Source organism: Salinisphaera aquimarina, from assembly GCF_042643355.1.
Lineage (GTDB): Bacteria > Pseudomonadota > Gammaproteobacteria > Nevskiales > Salinisphaeraceae > Salinisphaera > Salinisphaera aquimarina.
Window position 1 is genome coordinate 368,005 of sequence record NZ_JBHRSS010000008.1, and the last position, 15,882, is coordinate 383,886.

At 64.0% G+C, this 15,882-nt stretch carries 12 protein-coding genes; 1 reads left to right on the forward strand and 11 read right to left on the reverse strand.

What is annotated here, in order from left to right; all coding sequences use genetic code 11:
- Nucleotides 1–20 precede the first annotated feature (20 nt).
- From pstC to ACFOSU_RS17220, 10 genes are all read right to left on the reverse strand, one after another.
- The gene (pstC, locus tag ACFOSU_RS17175) at nt 21–1,250 is read right to left on the reverse strand and encodes a phosphate ABC transporter permease subunit PstC (protein WP_380691144.1); all 1,230 of its coding nucleotides are present in this window, start codon (nt 1,248–1,250) and stop codon (nt 21–23) included.
- A gap of 162 nt (nt 1,251–1,412) precedes the next feature.
- Nucleotides 1,413–2,438: a PstS family phosphate ABC transporter substrate-binding protein gene (locus ACFOSU_RS17180; RefSeq protein ID WP_380691145.1), complete on the reverse strand. Its 1,026-nt coding sequence runs from the start codon at nt 2,436–2,438 to the stop codon at nt 1,413–1,415.
- 144 nt (nt 2,439–2,582) lie between these two features.
- Nucleotides 2,583–4,211, reverse strand: coding sequence for a choice-of-anchor I family protein (locus tag ACFOSU_RS17185; RefSeq protein WP_380691146.1), 1,629 nt, complete (start codon nt 4,209–4,211; stop codon nt 2,583–2,585).
- Nucleotides 4,212–4,385: 174 nt separating this feature from the next.
- Nucleotides 4,386–5,690, reverse strand: coding sequence for a putative porin (locus ACFOSU_RS17190; protein ID WP_380691147.1), 1,305 nt, complete (start codon nt 5,688–5,690; stop codon nt 4,386–4,388).
- 276 nt (nt 5,691–5,966) lie between these two features.
- Nucleotides 5,967–7,295 (reverse strand): phosphate regulon sensor histidine kinase PhoR, encoded by a 1,329-nt coding sequence (gene phoR / locus ACFOSU_RS17195; RefSeq protein WP_380691148.1) that lies wholly within the window; start codon nt 7,293–7,295, stop codon nt 5,967–5,969.
- Between the two features lie 18 nt (nt 7,296–7,313).
- A complete protein-coding gene (gene phoB / locus ACFOSU_RS17200; protein ID WP_380691149.1) occupies nt 7,314–8,009 on the reverse strand; it encodes a phosphate regulon transcriptional regulator PhoB in 696 nt (231 codons plus the stop codon).
- Between the two features lie 94 nt (nt 8,010–8,103).
- Entirely contained in the window at nt 8,104–10,788 is a 2,685-nt protein-coding gene (pepN, locus tag ACFOSU_RS17205; RefSeq protein ID WP_380691150.1) for an aminopeptidase N, read from the reverse strand.
- A 52-nt stretch (nt 10,789–10,840) separates the two neighbouring features.
- Nucleotides 10,841–11,962: a beta-ketoacyl-ACP synthase III gene (locus ACFOSU_RS17210; protein WP_380691152.1), complete on the reverse strand. Its 1,122-nt coding sequence runs from the start codon at nt 11,960–11,962 to the stop codon at nt 10,841–10,843.
- Between the two features lie 497 nt (nt 11,963–12,459).
- A complete protein-coding gene (locus tag ACFOSU_RS17215; RefSeq protein WP_380691153.1) occupies nt 12,460–13,875 on the reverse strand; it encodes an alpha/beta hydrolase family protein in 1,416 nt (471 codons plus the stop codon).
- 25 nt (nt 13,876–13,900) lie between these two features.
- Nucleotides 13,901–14,191, reverse strand: coding sequence for a hypothetical protein (locus tag ACFOSU_RS17220; protein ID WP_380691154.1), 291 nt, complete (start codon nt 14,189–14,191; stop codon nt 13,901–13,903).
- Between the two features lie 86 nt (nt 14,192–14,277).
- On the opposite strand from ACFOSU_RS17220, the gene ACFOSU_RS17225 reads away from it, so the two are divergent.
- On the forward strand, nt 14,278–14,832 hold the full coding sequence (locus tag ACFOSU_RS17225; protein ID WP_380691155.1) for a YqiA/YcfP family alpha/beta fold hydrolase: 555 nt from the start codon (nt 14,278–14,280) through the stop codon (nt 14,830–14,832).
- Here ACFOSU_RS17225 and ACFOSU_RS17230 read toward each other — a convergent pair.
- Complete coding sequence (locus ACFOSU_RS17230) at nt 14,762–15,877, reverse strand: quinone-dependent dihydroorotate dehydrogenase (RefSeq protein ID WP_380691156.1); 1,116 nt, start codon at nt 15,875–15,877, stop codon at nt 14,762–14,764. The genes ACFOSU_RS17225 and ACFOSU_RS17230 overlap by 71 nt on opposite strands.
- Between the last annotated feature and the right edge of the window lie 5 nt (nt 15,878–15,882).

Sequence of the window (15,882 nt, forward strand, 5' to 3'; positions counted from 1 at the left end):
GTGACCCGAGCGGGCGCCGGTTATTCATAGGACTGACGGAACTTGCGAATGACGATGATCGACACGAGGTTGAGCACCAGCGTGACCACGAACAGCACCAGCCCGAGCGCGAAGGCAGCCAGCGTCTCGGGGCTGTCGAAGGACTGATCTCCCGTGAGCGCATCGACAATACGTACCGTGACCGTGGTCATGTCCTCGAGCGGGTTCCAGGTCAGATTCGGCCGCAGACCCGCGGCCATGACCACGATCATGGTCTCGCCCAGCGCCCGCGAGACACCGAGCAGCGAGGCCGCCATGATGCCCGGGAACGCCGCCGGCAGAACGATCCGCTTGATCGTCTCCGAGCGGGTCATGCCCAGCGCATAGGAGCCTTCGCGCAGGCTGTTGGGAATCGAGTTGATCACATCGTCCGACAGCGACGAGATAAACGGGATGATCATGATGCCCATGACCAGCCCCGGGGCCAGCGCATTGGTATACGAGGCCTGCAGCCCGAATGTCGCCGCTACCTGCACCACCAGCGGGCTGACCGTGATCGCGGCGAAGAAGCCGTACACCACCGTCGGAATCCCGGCCAGAATCTCCAGCAACGGCTTGGCAATGGTGCGGACCCGATAGCTCGCATACTCGGACATGTAGATCGCCGACAGCAGGCCGACCGGAATCGCCACGAGCATGGCGATCGACGTGATCATGAAGGTGCCCGCGAACAGCGGCACCGAGCCGAACTGCGAGCTGGCCGCGTTCTGGCCGGGGCGGAACGTTGCCACGGGACTCCACTGGGTACCGGTGACGAAATCCCAGACGCTGACCTGGTTGAAGAACTTGAGTGCTTCGAAAACGATGGACAGAATGATGCCCAGGGTGGTGAGAATCGAGACCAGCGACGCGGCGAACAATGCCCAGTAGACGAATTTCTCGATCGAATTGCGCGCGCGCAGCGTCGGCTCGACGCGACGCAGCGCCATGGCGCAGCCGATGGCCGACCCCACCAGCGCAAAGGAAAGAATGAACGGCGCTGCAGGCACCCGCAGGCCGAACAGATAGGCGGTCCCGGTGACGAAGCCGATGGCGATTGCCGGCAGCGCCATCCAGGTCGCCACATAGACCCCGTACTGGCCCGGCAGCGAGTGCAGACGCGTGCCGCGGGCATCGGCGATCAGCGCCTTGCGCCGACCGAGCACGAACGCTACGGCCGCCAACGGCACGAGGCCGCCGAAGAATATGAGCAGGATCTGGCTGGTATCCAAAACGCGTGTCCTGAATGGCTGCAAGCGGGCTGACCGCGGTCATGATACGCAAAACGCGAAGGCGCGTTGATGTTAGGCCCGACTCGGCCTCGAACACCAACACGCCCCTGTAAAAAACCGGCCACGGGCCGCCCCGTAACCGGTTGTTTCAACCCGTCGGGGTCAGCTTTCCAGGTCGGACGCGCCGAGCTTGGCCTTGCTTTCCCACTCGCTGCGCTCTGCCTTCAGGCGATCGGCCGGCAGCGGGATCAGGCCGAGGCGTTTGAGGTAGCCACGGTCGCTGACCATCTGATCGGACAGGAACATGTCGACGTAATCGCTCATGCCGCCGACCTTGTCCAGATGCGCGTTCTTGGTATAGAAGAACAGCGAACGCGACACCGGGTATTCGCCCGATGAGATCAGCGCACGCTCGGGCGTTACGCCGTCGATCTTCGCACCCTGGATCTTGTCGCGGTTCTCTTCCAGATAGGAGTAGCCGAAGATGCCGAAGGCGTCCTTGTTCTGGGCCAGCTTCTGCACGATCAGGTTGTCGTTCTCACCGGAGGGTACGTACTTGCCGTCCTGACGGATGGTCGTATACGCCTCGCCGTAACCGTCGATGTTCTCCGAGCCGTGTTCCATGACCAGCTCCTCGAACGCATCGCGGGTGCCCGACGAGGTCGGCGGACCGTAGATCAGGATCTCGCGATCCGGCAGCGACGCGTCGATCTCGCTCCACTTGGTATACGGGTTGTCGACCAGCTTGCCGTCCACCGGCACCTTCGCGGCGACCGCCAGGGTGACCTGCTCGCGGGTCAGATCGATGGCGTCGTCCTGCTTGCTCTGGGCAAAGACGATTCCGTCGTAGCCGACCACGTTCTCGGTGATGTCGGTCACGCCGTTGTCACTGCACAACTTCAGTTCCGACGGCTTCATCCGACGCGAGGCGTTGGTGATGTCGGGCGTGGTGTCGCCGACGCCGGCACAGAACAGCTTGAAGCCGCCGCCGGAACCGGTCGACTCGACCACCGGCGTGCGGTAATCGGTGGTCGCGCCCAGCTCTTCGGCGACATAGGACGAGAACGGATAGACCGTGGACGAGCCCACGATACGCATCTGTTCCTTGGCCATCGCTACGGTGCTCAGACCCAGCGCGGTGGCGGTTACCGCCGCGACGCGCAGGGACTGCTGCATGAATGGTTTCATTGATATCTCCCTGTGAAATCGGTTAGTCACCCCTCGATGACCTCGTGGAGTGTGGGCGGTGGCAGTGAAAACTGTATTGCAGTTTGATGACGTTTTTATGACAACGCCTCAACCCCGTTTCACCGCCACCGCCGCGGGTCCTGGCTATTCGACCGACAACCGATAAAGCGTGGTTGAACCACTGACCTCGTTGCCGACCGCCACCAGCGCGGTCTGCCCATCCGGACTGTCGGCCGCCGGGATGAACACGATGCTCTCCGGGCCCAGATCGCCGGCGTTGCCGCTGTCGGCATCGACGGTCAGGTCGCGGTTGTTGATATAGGTCACCAGGGACGGCGCGTTGACATCGGTGATGTCGTAGACGACGAAACCACTCATGCGCTCCAGACCGATGAACGCATAGGCCCGCCCTGCCACTTCGCCGTAGGCGATCGCTTCGGGTTCCGGCCCCTTGTTGTCGGAGCGATCGTCGCCCTCGTTGTCGGTATTGTCGGCGTTGAAGCCGTCACCATAGCGCGCGCCGGTGATCTGCTCCAACGCGTCGCCCGAGTCGAAGACAAGCGCGCCGGTATCGGTCTGACGTACCGAGAACGAGCGCGCACCGAACACATAGAGCGCATCGTAGTCGCCGTCACCGTCCGTGTCGCCCAGCGTGTCGGTGACTTTCAGATCGCCGAGCTGGTCGTCTTCCTGCAGCGCCGCCGCGTTCGGAAACACGGTCGGATCCAGGGTGAGGTCCTTGACGTCCGCCTCTTCACTGAAGCCGTCGTAGTCACGCGAATCGCCTTCGTTTGCGGTGAGCAGATAGCGCGTGCCGCCCTGTTCGAACACGTGGATGGTGTCGGGCTGATACATGCCCAGCACGGGCACGGATCGTACGTTGAAGCCGTCCTCGTTGCTCGGATCGATGCCCTGCCCGGCAATGCTGTGATCCTTGTAGCCGAGCGGCTGGATAGCGGTGACCGTAAGCGTGGCCAGGTCGATGACGGCAATGGCGTTGTTTTCCTGCAGGCTGACATAGGCCAGGCTGCCGTCGGCGCTCACCGTGATGTACTCCGGTTCAAAATCCTGCGCCACGCTGGCGCCGGGCCCGAAGATACGCACGCCTCGGGCACGCAGATCGTCGGCTTGATCATTGAACGCGGTAAAACCGATCTCGGTGACCGGGGCGTTGTCGAAACCCGAGGACACATCGATCACGCTGACCGTGCCCTGCGGATCGTTGTCGTAATCGTCGCTGGGTTCGCCTTCGTTGGCGACCAGCACGCGGCTGCCATCGGGCGTGAACGTCACCATGTCCGGCAATGCGCCGACCGTGGCTTCGCCGACCTTGCTGAAGTCGGTGGTGTTATAGAACACCACTTTTCCGGGCGCCTGCTTGTCATCGGCTTCGATCGCCACCGCGACCGTCTGTCCGAACACGGCCACGCTGTTGGCCGACGCGCCTTCGGCGGTCGCATCGATCGAGTCAAGCTTCATTACATTGTCGACGTCGCTGATATCGAGCACATCGACCGTGCGGGCGCTGGAATTGACCACGAACAGCCGGTTGAGCAGCGCATCGTGGGCCAAAATTTCAGCCGCGCCCTCGTCGAACGCGAACGGGCTGACCTGAAAACGCCCAGCCTGGGTCACGGTGAGCTGGGCCGCCGGGCTGGCGGGCGTCTCGGTCGAATCGGTAACCGTGGCGTTGGAGTCGCCGTCATTACAGGCCGACAGGCCGAGTGCCAGTACAAGCGCCGCCACCGAATAGATCTTCTTGTTCGAAACCATCGATAGGTCCCCAAAAGGTGATAAAAAAAGACCCGGGACATGCCCGGGTCGCTAACATCGGTCGATAAATCCTGATCGGCGGTCCGGTTCCGATCGCCATGCCGAATCGCGGAATCGGAACCGGATGCCGTCATCCGAAGGACGAGGTGGCGCCGGGCGCCACCTTTGGTTCGGCTAGAACGAAACCAGCAGATCGGCCTGCAGGATCTGCTCGTCCTCGTCGGTCGACTTGCGCTCGGTGTTGTAGTAGTCGAGGCCCAGTTCGACCGCATCGTTCAAGGCATAGGAGCCCGCGACCTCGTGGCCTTTCATGTCGGTGGCGCCGCCCATGCGATCCGAGTCCGGGAACGTATCCGGCACGGCATTGGCGTCCAGGTCCGCATAGATGTACTTGAACTCCCACTTGTCGACGCCGACCTTGGCGCCGAACGCGAAACCGGTGTCCTCGTCGGTATCGGTCTCGGTGTTGAGCACGTAGTCGCCGATCAGTGACGCCTTGCCGCCGGAGAACTTGGTACCCAGTTCACCCGAGACATTGACCACGCCGAACTGATCGTCGGTGTTGGTGCCCGCGCTGTAATCGGGATTGAACGTGCCGTCCTGAGCCGTGTTCTCATAGCCGTAGTAGGTGCCGGCCAGGGTGCCGAACGCATTGCCCGCGCTGAACTTCTGGCCCAGCTGACCGTAGTACAGATAGGGATCGCTGCTGTTCGAGCCGAACTCGTTGAGCACCCAGAGACCACCGTTGACGAAGCTCGTGCCGAGCCCGTTATCGACGTTCAGTCGAGCCGACACACCCTCGGGGTTGATGTCGCCGTCCCAGATCAGGTCGGTGGGTACCCAGAGATAGTTCTTGAACTTGAACTTACCGGCGATGGCCGCGAGATAATCGTTGAACTCGTACTGCGCATAGGCGTAATCGAGATTGATGCCCTTCGAGCTGAAGTCGTCGCCGAAGGTCTGGTTGGTCGAACGCGGATCGGAGCCGCCGCTGGCGAGACCGGCGCCCACTTCCAGGTTGTCGAGCGGCGTGGTGATGATGCCCAGGCGATAACGCACACGGCCGCGGCTACGACTGACGTTGTTGCCGGCGGCGTTCTCGCGGGTGCTGTTGTCGCCGTATTGATAGCGCAGACGAATATCGCCCTTGAGCTTGACCTTGGACGCCCAGTCGAACTTGGCCAGCTTTGCGTCGACCTTGTCCTCGATGGACTGGCTGTCGGCCTGCTGCATCGGCTGCGTCTGCATCTGGCGATCGTCTTCGACGGCGGCTGCACGCAGCTGGTCGTACTGAGCCTGACTGATGCTGCCGTTATCGCGCATGATCTCGATGAGCTGCATGGTCGTTTCGTTGGCGAACGCGGGGGTCGCGATGGCCGAACAAACGCCCAGCAGCGCTGACGCGCATATCAGGCCCGGCTTGTTGTTCCTGGCGAGAAATTTCGGCATCGGCCCAAGCCGTGCGGGCAAATTCTTCATTGGTTGACTCCCTGGTGATAACGGCGGTTAAAGTCGAAATGCTTTTCCCGTCAAGCATTCGATTCGCCGCGGAGGTTACCGACCGCAAAAGTCATCAACATGAAGGCTTTATTAACTATTTATGACGGACAATCGACCGATGCCTAGTGGTGATTGTCCGTGTTCGCGCAGCCGGGCAAAGCGCCGCCCGAGACCAGCCGGTGGTCCTGCGGCATACGGGGTCGCACAGGCAGCTCGCGGACTATCGGGTGGCTCGTCGACCGGCCTTGAGGCGCCTCAGGCGGCGCGGCGGTTCAGGCAGCGCTGGCTCGGGAAGCGGCAGGTGAACGTCGAGCCTTCGCCCGGCGTACTGTCGATCGCGAGTTCCCCCTCGTGATGCTCGAGGCAGTGCTTGACGATCGCCAGCCCCAGCCCGGTGCCGCCGCTGCTGGCCTTGCGCCCCGGATCGACGCGATAGAAACGCTCGGTCAGACGCGGCAGGTGGGTCGCATCGATGCCCGGACCGTTATCGCTCACGCTGAAACAGGCGCCGGCATCGTCCGACCACCAGCGCACGTGGATCTCGCCCTCGGCGGGGGTATAGCGCACCGCATTGGACAGCAGATTGGAGAACACGCTCTCCAGTTCGCTCGCCCTGCCGTAGAGCGACAGTCCTGCTTCCAGATCAACGCTGACCGCATGCTCGGCCCCCGCCGCCGCGCGCCGGATATCCTCGACCAGCGAGGTGATCATCGCCGGCACGTCCACCCGCTCCTGACGCTGCTGCAGCCCTTCCGCTTCGACCCGCGCAAGCTTGAGCAGGCTCTCGATGATGCGGTTCATGCGTCGCGACTGTTCGCCCATCTCGTGGATCGGCGCCTTCCAGCCGGCCAGTGCCTCGCTGTCGGCGGTTTCCTCCTCCATCATTTCGAGATAGCCGCGTAGTACCGTCAGCGGTGTACGCAACTCATGCGAGGCGTTGGCCACGAAATCGCGGCGGGTATGCTCGAGTCGTTTCTGTTCGCTGATATCCCGGGCGATCAGCAGACGCTGGTTATTGCCGTACGGGATCAGCCGCATCAGGATCGTGTCGGCCTCGTTGACCGGCGACGGCATTTCCAGTTCGCCACTGTCGGTGGCCTGGGAGAGATACGTCGAGAAGGTCGGGTGCCGGATCAGATTCGCGATCCGCTGGCCCATGTCCTGTGGGCTACGCAGGGCCAGCAGCGCCGCGGCTGCGCTGTTGAACCAGACGATTCGCCCCTGCGAGTCCAGCACCACCGCGCCATCCGGCAGCGCCGCGGTGGAGGCCTGGAACTCGTGGACAATGCTCTTGAGGCGTTTCTTGCGCTTGCGATTGCGCTGCTTCAGGCGATACAGCTCGGTATAGATCTCCTGCCAGACACCGATGCCATCGGACGGCTCGATACGGTCGGAAATCAGCCAGCGGTGCAGCTGATAGGCATAGATCAATTGCATGGCGAGATAGATCGACACGCCCGCCAGCACACACACGAGCACCCGGCCCACCAGCAGCCCGGTCATCAGGCTGATCGCCAGCCAGGCGATGATGAGCATCGCCTCGCGTCGCCATACCCGGCGCACGCCCATCGACGGCATGCTCATGGCCGCGCCGCGACGGGTCTACATCGTTTTGCTGGAAAAACGATAGCCACTGCCCCGCACCGTCTGAATGAAACTGTCGAATCCGTGCGGCGCCAGTGCCTTGCGCAGCCGCCGGATATGCACGTCCACGGTGCGTTCCTCGACGAACACATTCTGGCCCCAGACGCGGTCGAGCATCTGTTCGCGCGAATACACGCGTTCCGGATTGCTCATGAAGAAACGCAGCAACCGATATTCGGTGGGCCCGAGTTTGACCGGCAGTTCACCGGCCGCCACGCGCTGACTGGCCGCATCGAGAATCAGGCCATCGAGTTCGAGTGTTTCGTCCTCGCCGCCCGGCAGGCTGCGGCGCAGCACCGCGCGTACACGGGCCACCAGTTCGGAGGAGGAAAACGGCTTGGTGACATAGTCGTCGGCGCCGAGGTTGAGCCCGCGTACGCGATCGTCTTCATCGACGCGCGCGGTCACCATGATGATCGGCACATCCGCGGTGAGATCCTCGCGGCGCAGTTCGCGCGCGAATTCCGCCCCGGATATGCCCGGCAGCATCCAGTCGAGCAATACCAGATCCGGGCGCTGCTCGGCCATCGACAGGCGCGCGGACTGGGCATCCTCGGCTTCGGTCACACGAAAATCCGCACGCTCCAGCGCAAAGCGGATCATGTCGCGGATCGGCGCCTCGTCTTCGACCACAAGCACATGTTTATGTTGCATCACGTTAGGTTTCATGCGGATATGACGCCGTAACGCTAGGGACTAGATATTACAGCAATATGACATTCCCGCGTCAGCGCTGCGCCGGCGGCGGCTAGGCGAGGCCCGCGGCCACGATTTCACCCGTATTCGCCGACAGATCGGACGCGGCCAGACGAGTCAACTGTTCACGCATGGCGGTGCCCTGCGGGCTGGCATAACGCCTCCAGGGCGCGAGCAGTCCGGCCAGCGCGGCCGCAAGCTGCGGGTTGAGCCGATCCAGACGCAGAATTTCGTCGGCCAGCAGCTGATAACCCTGGCCGTCGGCGTGATGAAACGCCTCGCCGTTGCCGCGGGCGAAACCGCCGAGCAGCGCACGCACGCGATTCGGATTGGTGAAATCGAAGCGGGCATCTTCGAGCAAGGCACGGACCTGGGCGATCGCATCGTCGCGCCGCGTCGAGGCCTGTAGTCGGAGCCACTTGTCCATCACCAGCGGGTAGTCTGCCCAGCGTTCGGCGAAATCGGTCATCGCGCGGGTCCGCGCGTCGCCGGTCAGGTCCCGCAGCGCGCCGAGAGCGGCCATGCGATCGGTCATGTTGTCGGCGTCGTTGTAGACGGCGAGCGCATGGTCGCGAATACCCGGCGCATCGATGGCCGCGAGATAATCGAGCGCCAGCGCGAATACCCGCCGGCGACCGGATTCAGCGACATCGAACACATACGGGCCACTCGCGGCGTGCGCGTCGCGCAGGGTTTCGAACAGGCCGGTGAAACGACGCGCGATCTCTTGCTTGAGGGCACGGCGGGCACCGTTGACCGCGAACACGTCGGTGGCGTCGAACTGCTCGCCGATGCGGGTCTCGCTGGGCAGGGTCAGCATCTCGGCGAGCAATGCGCGATCGTCCGGCGGCGTCGCCAGCAGCGATTCGATGGCGTCGAACAACGCCTGCGGCGCGGCGGCCGGTGGCTGATCCGCGCCGCGCGCACGCGCATCGGCGACCAGCGTATTCAGATACAGCGCCTGGGCGGCGTCCCAGCGCGACACCGGGTCGCTGTCGAACGCCATCAGGCGCGCAAGCTCGGCGTCGCTCTGTGGGTAGTCGAGTTTCACCGGTGCCGTGAATCCACGCAGGGCCGAGATCGTCGGCTGCGCGTCGAAGCCGTCGAACTGCCACTGCTGCTCCGCCTGATTCAGGCGCAGCACCTGCGGCTCGCCCACGGGCAGCCCCTGGGCGTCGAACATTGCCAGTGCGACCGGTATGTCGAAGGGCTGTTTCTCGCTCTGGTCGGGCGTCGCCGGAGTGGACTGGGTCAGGCGCACACGCAGCTGATTCTGGTCGAACTCGGTGGTGAGGGTCAGCCGCGGGGTGCCGGCCTGGGCATACCAGCGCCGGAACTGATCAAGGTCGAGGCCGGTGGACTCCTCCATCGCCACGACGAAATCCTCGATGGTCACGGCCTGACCGTCGTGCTTGTCCAGATAATGTCTTACCGCGCGCAGGAAGGCGTCGCGGCCAGCCATCTGGGCGATCATGCGAATGACCTCGGCGCCCTTCTCGTACACCGTGATGGTGTAGAAATTGTTCATCTCCACATAGGATTCGGGGCGCACGGGGTGGGCACGCGGGCCGCCGTCCTCGGGGAACTGCACTTCACGGATGGTGCGCACCTGGCCGATACGGGTCACCCCCGGCGAACCCTGATCGATGGCGAACTGGTGTTCACGATAGACCGTGAGCCCTTCCTTGAGAGACAGCTGGAACCAGTCGCGGCAGGTCACGCGATTGCCGGTGTAGTTGTGAAAATATTCGTGGGCGACGACGTCACGCACGAGCGCGAAATCGCCGTCGGTGGCGGTGTCCGCCCGCGCGAAGATACAGGCCGTGTTGAACACATTCAGGCCCTTGTTCTCCATCGCGCCCATGTTGAAGCTGCCGACGGCGACGGTGACATAACTGTCGAGATCGTATTCCAGACCGTAGGTGTCCTCGTCCCAGGCCATGGCCTGCTTGAGCGAGGCCATGGCGTGATCACACTGATCCTCGTTGCCGTGCTCGGTGTACAGGCGCAGATCGACCTCGCGGCCCGAGGCCGTGGTGTAGCTGTCGCGGATCATGCCCAGATCACCGGCCACGAGCGCGAACAGATAACAGGGCTTGGCGAACGGGTCCTCGAAAACGGCGTAATGACGGCCCGCGCCGGCGTCGCCGCTCTCCACGCAGTTGCCGTTGGCCAGCAGTACCGGATACTGATCGGCATCGGCCTCGATACGCGTGGTGTAACGGGACATCACATCGGGGCGATCGGGAAAATAGGTGATGCGTGAAAAGCCGGTCGCCTCGCACTGGGTACACAGGATATCGCCGGAGCGATACAGCCCCTCCAGCGCCAGGTTGTGCTCGGGGTCGATCTCGTTTTCGATCGTCAGACTGAACTGCGACGGCGGCGCCGCGATCACCAGCGCGTGCTCGCCGAGCTCATATTCGTCCGCGCCCAGCGCGCGGCCGTCGATGGCCACGCTGTGCAGTTGCATGTCGCGCCCGTCGAGCTGCAGCGCCGCGGCACCGGCGGCGTCGGGATTGCGACGAACCTGATATTGCCCGCGCACCCGGGTGCCGGTGTCGCGGATATCGAAATCCAGCGCAACGTCATCGATCAGATACGCCGGCGGCTGGTAATCGGCACGATATTTACGCTGGGTGTTGGCCGTCATGTCGTCCTGTTCCTGAATAGTTGGATGTCGCCGATGCCCGCTGGCATCCGCCATGGCGGCCAAACGATCGCCGCTCGCGGCCATGCCACGGCGTGGTCTTGTCCGCCCTGCTCGCCCGGACGCTAATCAAGCTGCGCTAGCGTCGTTTGACGATGACGCTGCCGGCCGAGTAACCGGCGCCGAAGCCGCAGAGCACGCCGATGTCGCCGCTGTCCATGTCGTCCGAGAATTTGTGGAAGACGATGACCGGCGACGCCGAACTCGTGTTGGCGTATTCGGCCAGTACCGACGGCATTTCGTCGGTGGTGGCGTCGCGCCCGAGCACCCGCCTGCAGATCAGCGAATTCATGTTGATGTTGGCCTGGTGCAGCCACAGGCGCTTGAGATCCTCGGCGGACAGATCGTTCTCGCCCAGGTGCTCGACGATCATCTGGGCGACCATCGGCCCGACTTCCTTGAACACCTTGCGGCCGTTCTGGACGAACAGGCGATCGGCATCACTGCGCGGATCATCCTCGGAGCGGTTGAGAAAACCGAAGTTGTTGCGGATGTTGTTGGAAAAACGCGTCTGCAGACGCGTTCCCAGCACATCGAAGCCCTGCCCGTCCGTGACGTCGTCGGCGTGCTCGAGCAGCGCCGCGGTGCATACATCGCCAAAGATGAAATGGCTGTCGCGATCGCGGAAGTTCAGGTGCGCCGAACAGATCTCCGGATTGACCATGAGCACGCGCCGCGCGCTACCGCTGCGGATCATGTCGGCGGCGGTCTGAATGGCGAATGCGGCAGAGGCGCAGGCGACGTTGATATCGAAACCGAAGCGCCCGCCGCCCAGATACTGCTGCACCTCGACGGCCAGCGCGGGATACGGTCGCGGCAGGTTGGAGCAGGCCACGATCACGGCGTCGATATCGTCTGCGGTGCGACCGGCCCGTTCCAGACAGGGCTCGATCGCCTTGAGCGCCATTTCGCACTGCAGCGAGGGCTCGTCGTTGGAGCGGGTGCGAATACGCGGATGCATGATCTCGGGGTCGAGAATGCCGGCCTTGTCGACCACGTAGCGGCTCTTGATCCCCGACGCCTTGAAGATGAAATCCGAGTTCGAGGGCGACAGTGCCTCCACGTCGCCGGCATCGATCGCCGACGCATTGTCGCGATTGAACTGTTCGACATAGGCGTTGAACGCGGTGACGAGTTCCTCGTTGGAGACCGACTCCGGCGGTGTGTACAGGCCGGTGGCCGAGATGACGACGTTGTTCACTGGTAACCCCTTCGCTGGATCAACAAGGCATATATAGCCGGGCATTCTCGCGCGCAGGCCATCGCATCACAACCAAGGGCCGGTTAGCACTATCGAGATCGCCGCGCCGCGGGCCTTTTTTTCGCAAGACAAGGCACAGTGAGTGTCGTGTAGCCGTGCTACACGAGCGAGCTGCAACGCCGTATTGCGGGAAAATGGACCGCGTCCCTTGCCGCTCGAGGCGAGGAGCAGAGCTCCCGCCGCAGGCGGGGTGCGACCGCCGGCGGGCGGCATGAGCGACGAGTACGCTCGCGGCCATCGCGACGCCGAGGGTCGCACCCCACCGCTGCGCGGCAGGGCCCCGCTCTGCCTCTCGTCGCGATGCTTGCGCCCAAAAATGCGCCATGCGGCGTTGCTCGTCGTTCATTTGGCTCACCCAACGTCTCTCCTCGCGCCTTGCCTGGCGCATTTTTGGGCAGCAACGGGGCGATCGGCGGTGGTGCTAACCGGCCCTAGCCTCAACGCGGCGCAGTCAGGCCCGTTTCATGAAGCGCGGAATCGATGAACGCCCGGCCGCCGTTTTCGCGGCGCACGGACAGATGCGAGCCGTGATACCAGTGCATGGCCGGCTCGCCCCAGTGTTGCCAGAGACGTAGCGGCTGCTGCGGCGACACCATCTGGTCGGCCGTGGCCGCGAATACATAACGGCGTTCAGGGGCCACGGCACAGGGCAGATGCAACGGCGACACCGGCGCCATCAGCGCGCTCAGCTGCGCCACATCAATGCCCTGGGCTTCGATATAACGCCGGTGCAGCAACGGCATGTGCTGCCAGACCACGGCCGGAATATCGGTGACCGGAATACCGGCGATCACACAGGCCAGCGACGGTTCGTAGGCCGCCAGCAGCGCGGCGTTGTAGCCGCCCAGGCTGTAACCGAGCGTGCCGACATCGGCGCCCGGCTGGGTGGCATGAATCCACTTGAGACAACGCCGCAGGTCCCACAACGCCTGCGACTCCGCATGCAGCAGATCCACCATCGGTCCGTCGAAGAAATACCCGCCCGTCATGCGACTGACGCTGCGCGCGCCGTGCAACGGCAGAATCGGCATGAGCAGATTCAGGCCGAGCTTGTAGTGCAGTCGCTTGACCTCGAACAACGACAGATCGAGCGCGTCGATGCCCATCCGATACCCGTGGATACAGACCAGCCAGGGCCGGGACTTGCCCGGATGCTGGAATACGCGCGCCGCCACACGCTCGTTCGGCCGATGGGCGCGCCAACGCGCGGCCCCCGGCAGACCCGGATCGGGTGCGAACTCGCTGGTGAACGACAGCCAGTCGAAATTACAGCCCAGCGAGCGGGTCCGCTGGAGACGTGGGTCGGCGGGTGCGGCGGGTGCGCGGGCGAAATCGGCGGGCGTCTGCGCCCAGCCGTCGGCATCGGCACGCCGCTGCAACAGCGTGATTTCATGGGCATCTCGGGCCACGGCGTCGCCCAGCGGGATACGCGCGCAGGTGATGAAGAACCCGAGCAGTGCTTCGTCGGTGGCCGCCTTGCGCGCGGTCGCGAAACATACGTCCGGTGCAGGCACACCGTCGATCAGAACGGCCTGCAGCAACGCCGCCCGACCGGCCACGATGAACGAAGCGGCCGAGGCGAGCGCCAGCAGCACAGCCGTCAGCACGCCCAACCAGGGCGACAGCAGCACCGCCAGAACCATGCCGATGAGCCCGCCCAGGGCCAGATAATGGGTGATATAGCGATCGCCGGGCCACAGCAGAAGCGCCGTGCCGCTGGCCAGCAGCAGTGCGCCGGGCACAGCCGCGATCAGGGTGACGATCCAGGCGCCGCCACTGCCCAAAATCAGCCAGCCTAGCCCGGTCAGCAACGGCAGCCAGGACGCATGAAACCAGCGCTGCTGCGTGCGCATGCCTGCGCCCATTACCGCAGCAGGCTCAACGCTGCGTCCACACAAAGGCCACCAGCGCTACCGCCGCGACCAACAGCATGACCTGGCCGCCCCACATCAATGCATGACGTTTCTGCAGCAACCAGGTCGACAGTCCGGCGACGGCGGTGAACACAGCGAGCCCCACGGTAATACCCAGCACCTGATCGAACCCGCCGCCCGCGTTTTCCACCAGCTGCGGATACGGCAGCATCATCAGACAGACCACCGCGTACAACAGCGCCATGAGCGCGGCCATGCCGAGCACGATCCAGTTCAGGAAAGCCAGGAATTTCAACGACGGACTCCGGGTGGGGCGCTTGCCGGCTCAAACCTGCCAGCGACGCATGGCATAGTACGCCGGCACTTTGACCAGCGTCCATCATGAAACCGACACACAACGAATCCGAATCGCAGTCCCTGGCACGGGTGGTTTTCGCTCACGGCAAGGAAAGCGGGCCCTGGGGCAGCAAGATCCAGCATCTGGCCGCGATTGCACAGGCCCTCGACTTCACCGTGGACAGCCCCAACTACAGCGCGATGATGAACCCCATAGATCGAGTCACCCATCTGCTGTCGCTCGCGCCACAGGGCACGCCGCTGGTGCTGGTCGGATCCAGCATGGGCGGCTATGTCTCGGCGATGGCCTGCGAGCGGCTCCAGCCGGACGCCCTGCTGCTGATGGCGCCGGCGCTGTATCTCGACGGCTATCCCGGCGACCCGGTCGGATGTCCGGCCGACACCGAAGTCGTGCACGGCTGGCACGACGATATCGTGCCGCTCGCCTCAAGCATCGACTTCGCCCGCGCGCGCAGCGCCGGTCTGCATATCGTCGACGACGGCCATCGTCTGGCCGACAGCATCGATTTCATTGGGGCGGTGTTTGCTCGTCAGCTGCAGCGCGTACGCCAGCGCCATCCTGGGTTCGGTCGCGCCTGACGATGCTGGCCTGCATGATCACCCGCTGACGTGCCTGCCAATGCGCGGCGGCGATTGCGCACTCACGTATCAGCGCCGGGCCGTGATAGATCAGACCGGTATAGATCTGGAGCGCGTTCGCTCCGGCTTCCAGCTTCTGGATCGCATCCTGCGGGCTGTCGATCCCGCCCACGCCGATGATCGGCACTTCATCGCCCAGGCGGCGGCGCAGCCCGACAATGATCTCGGTCGAGCGCTGGCGTAGCGGCACACCGCTCAGACCGCCCGCCTGAAACCACCAGCGTACCGGCAGTTTGTGGCGGGCGATGGTGGTGTTGGTGGCGATGACCGCATCGATGCGGTGATGCAGCAACCGCTCGGCGATGGCGTCGAGCTGGTCGTCGTCGAGATCGGGCGCGATCTTGACCGCCAGCGGCACGCGTCGCCCGTGCGTATCCGCCAGGCGATCGCGTTCCTCGGTCAGCGCCGCCAGCAGCGTATCCAGATGCTCGGCGCCCTGCAGCTCGCGCAGGCCCCGCGTGTTGGGCGAGGACACGTTCACGGTGATATAGGACGCCACCTCGTGAACCGCGCGCAGACAGGCCAGATAATCGTCCACGGCATGCTCGGGCGGGGTCTTAGCGTTCTTGCCGATATTGATACCGAGCACGCCGCCGTAGCGCGCCGCTCGAATACGGCGCACGAGCGCTTCGACGCCGCCGTTGTTGAAGCCGAGCCGGTTGATCAACGCGCGTTGCTCGACCAGGCGGAACATGCGCGGCTTGTCGTTGCCCGGCTGGGCTACCGGCGTGACCGTGCCGAGTTCGAGGAAGCCGAAACCGAGCGCGGCCAACCCATCGATGCAGCGTCCGTCCTTGTCCATACCCGCGGCCAGACCGATCGGGTTCGCCAGCCGCAGTCCCATGACCTCGACCGGCGCATCCGGCACGCGATCGCCGTAGACCTTTCGCGCCACGGCAGCCGTGCGCGCGAGAGAACCCAGCGTGAGGCGATGGGCACGCTCGGGGTCGACTTTGAACAGGCCGGCTCGGGCGAGTGCGTACATGCAGG